We start from the raw sequence: 3,102 nt of genomic DNA on the forward strand, positions 1-3,102 counted from the left end.
TCGTCGTCGCGTCTGCCGAGCTCGGTGGCCAGCTCGGGATCATGTGTGCGCAGGACCTGTTCGGCGAGGCCGGCCAGGGCGGTCGCCGCTCGCCCCATCCGGTTCAGGATTTCTTCGGTCTCCCCGGAGGTGACGTGGTTCGGGTGCCGGCGGCGCACACTCTCGGCGACATGCTGCGCCAGCCCGCCCATTCTGCTCAGGTCCGTCACCAGGTGCACCCCGGTGACGACCTGGCGCAGGTCTCGGGCGACGGGGGCCTGCAACGCCAGCAACGCCATCGCCTGCTCCTCGCACGGACCGTGTAACTGTTCGATCTGCTCGGTGAGGTCGAAGACCCGCTCGGCTAGCGGAAGATCGGCCTGGACCAGGGCGTCGGTGGCCGTCTCGATGGCTTCACCAGCCAGGTGACACATCAGCGCCAGCTGATTAGTCAGGTCGTCGAGCTGTTCGTGGAACTTGATCCGCATCGGCGTCATCCTGGGGTATCCGTAGCGGCTATCGACCTGCTGGGCGATCCGCAGGCGATATCGCTCGTCGTGACGGGTCCGGTCCGACCGTTATTACCGCGTGGAAGTGTCGGTACTGCGGAAGTTCCCGTCTCGCAGATCCTGGTCCGGGTTCCACGTCGAGACAGCCCAGATGACGACGACGTCGAGGGCGATGATCAGCAGTGACCACGCCGGGTAGTAGGGCAGCCACAGGAAGTTCGCCAGAATCGAGATCGCGGCGACGATGATCGCCGACACCCTCGCCCACCCGGCGCCGGTGAACAGGGCGAGGCCCACGATCGCGACGAGGGCGCCGAGGACGAGGTGGATCCAGCCCCAGGTGGTGAGGTCGAACTTGTAGACGTAGTCGATCCCGCGGACGAACACTTCGTCGTCGGCGACCGCGGCGATGCCCTGGCAGAACTGGATGAAGCCGACGGTGACCATGATGATGGCCGCGAACATCGACGTGCCGGCTGCGAAACTCTGTTTGCTCGACGGATACTCGGACCTCACGGGGTCCCCCACGCTGCGATCGGACATGGCCGGTCCTCCCCGAAGCTTCGATTTATCGGTATGACGATTGTCCGCCGCCGCGTGCTCCGTTCGCGGGAGAACCCGGATTCCGGCTGGAGGGGCTGGGTGACCATCTTCGCCGGATGACTGGGAATCGGGCCAGCTGGGTCGGTTGGGCGGTCTTGTATTTGTTTGTTTGTGCGGACTGGGATGTGTTTGTGTGTCACCGGCACTGTGGCTTCACAGTAGAGCGCGAGGAATCCCCGGCGACAGATCACCGCTGCTGCGTGATGGTGGCGGTGAGCTCTGGTGTGAGCTTCTCGGCGTCCGATCCCAGATGGCGGGCGGGGCTTCGCATTCCCGCTCCTGCGGTAGTCAGAGTCTTCGGTCTTGTCGACGGATAGGGTCACACCCGCTCGGGTGCGGTGAACGGCCGCCGACGCCGGTTCCCGCTCCTGGGCCTCGTCACCTCATGGAACAGGTTACGACAGGCGGGGTGAGCGACGGGCGAAGGCACCCCGCACACCGCGCCCTCTCGCGCTGCTGATCACTGCCGGTGCCGCCGGTTCGGCGTGTGCGGTGGCGGGAAGTTCCGAGGTGCGGATCGGTTCCGGGGGCGCCGGTGCCCGGCTGTACGTGGCGTCGAGTGTGCGGGTGGTGGCCCGCTCGATCAGCAGGGGAACGAAGTCCCGGACGCGGCAGCCGTCGAACCGATCAAGCGCGGCCGCGATCAGATCCTCGACTATCTGGGGTTCGAGATCGGGGTAGCGCTGGACCAGCCGGGCGCGGACGACATCGAGGGCGTGTTTTTCGTTGTCGTCCATGAGAAGAATTGTCCTGCCCGGGCGCTCGGGCGGGGACACTTTTCGATATCACTTTTCACTGTGTTCGGCGTGGTGGATACGGCTCCTCGATGCAAGTCTGATATTGGCGACCGCGTCGCGGCCTGGTTCCGGTATCGCCTGTCGAACACCGGCAGTGTCGAATGCGGCTGGTGTTCGGGACTAAACGCCCGCGGCCATCGTTGCGCCGGGTGAGGCGTCGGAGGGTGTGCGTCGGTGGCTGTTACCGTCTCGCAACGGATTCGGACGCGGTAGAAAAGGGGCTGGGGCCGAGAGCGACGATGATCGAGGTCCGGTGGAGTCCGATCTCGGTCCAGCTGGTGGTGACGGTCAGCTTCCCGGTCCGGGGGTAAGCGCCGATCCAGTACGACGGCGTCGCCCGGTAGGGCCCGGATTCCCCGGTGGGCGCTTTGCTTCGGTGGAGGGCGTCGGCGGGCCCGTCGAGATCGTCGGCGCGGACCTGCACGCTCAGATCGGACCACCGCGCCGACCAGTCGTTCGGGTCGGTCAGGGGACGGGTTTCGTAGCGGGCGAAGTCGGCGCGGATCCCGGTGACCCGCATCGCCAGTTGCAGCAGCAGCCCCGACGTGAACGCGGTGACCGCGGACAGTTCCAGGTCCAGGTCCTTCTCGGCAACGATCGGCGTCGGGGGGTGCACACGAAGCCCCCGATCTGCCGGTGGCGCGAGAGCCGGCCAACGATGGCGGCGCATACCCTCATCATCGCACCACGCACCGTTCTTCGGTGGTGGATCAGCTAGGGGGGGGCAAGAGGTTTTCGATCGCCGTACCCCACATCTTCGCGTGCCGTCTGGGCGCGCATCTCACCCTGCCCCCACCGCGTTCACGACCGAAGATCGTCGAGAGTACCGGCGTCGATCGCGTGTGTCAGTGCCGGGCCGAGCGAGGGATCGCGGTCATGACCGCCCAGATCATCGCCGTGTCGATCGCGATGATCGCGATCGCCCACGCCGGGTAGTGGGGCAGCCAGAGGAAGTTGACGACGATCGATGCTGCCGCGAGGGTGACTGCCAACGTTCGCGCCCACAGGCCACCGCGGAACAGGGCGGCGCCGACCAGTGCGATCACAATTCCGAGCACGAGGTGGACCCACCCCCACACGGTCAGGTCGAATTCGTAGGTGTAGTCGGTGATGACGACGAAGACCTGGTCGTTGCCGATCGCGGCGATCCCCTGCAGGATATGCAGCACACCGCTGGTGACCAGCAAGATCGCGGCAACGATCATCGTGTCGGC

At 66.0% G+C, this 3,102-nt stretch carries 5 protein-coding genes; all 5 read right to left on the minus strand.

Annotation, left to right across the window (positions count from 1 at the left end; genetic code table 11):
- Positions 1-467: PhoU domain-containing protein (locus G9373_RS44920; RefSeq protein WP_167121264.1), on the minus strand; the 467-nt coding region annotated here is incomplete at its 3' end.
- A 93-nt stretch (positions 468-560) separates the two neighbouring features.
- Positions 561-953, minus strand: a complete 393-nt coding sequence (locus G9373_RS44925; RefSeq protein WP_167121270.1) for a hypothetical protein — start codon at positions 951-953, stop codon at positions 561-563.
- Positions 954-1,486: 533 nt separating this feature from the next.
- A complete protein-coding gene (locus tag G9373_RS44930; RefSeq protein ID WP_167121266.1) occupies positions 1,487-1,828 on the minus strand; it encodes a hypothetical protein in 342 nt (113 codons plus the stop codon).
- Positions 1,829-2,069: 241 nt separating this feature from the next.
- A complete protein-coding gene (locus tag G9373_RS44935) occupies positions 2,070-2,558 on the minus strand; it encodes a hypothetical protein (protein WP_167121268.1) in 489 nt (162 codons plus the stop codon).
- A 175-nt stretch (positions 2,559-2,733) separates the two neighbouring features.
- Positions 2,734-3,102 (minus strand): hypothetical protein (locus tag G9373_RS44940; protein WP_240961153.1); only part of this gene is annotated, 369 nt, incomplete at its 5' end.

The organism is Rhodococcus sp. A14 (genome assembly GCF_011603105.1).
GTDB lineage: Bacteria > Actinomycetota > Actinomycetes > Mycobacteriales > Mycobacteriaceae > Rhodococcus_F > Rhodococcus_F opacus.

Bases quoted from the DNA above. Each gene is read 5' to 3' on its own strand.
- G9373_RS44935 (WP_167121268.1), bottom strand. From the start codon at position 2,558: ATGCGCCGCCATCGTTGGCCGGCTCTCGCGCCACCGGCAGATCGGGGG.
- G9373_RS44925 (WP_167121270.1), bottom strand. From the start codon at position 953: ATGTTCGCGGCCATCATCATGGTCACCGTCGGCTTCATCCAGTTCTGC.
- G9373_RS44930 (WP_167121266.1), bottom strand. From the start codon at position 1,828: ATGGACGACAACGAAAAACACGCCCTCGATGTCGTCCGCGCCCGGCTG.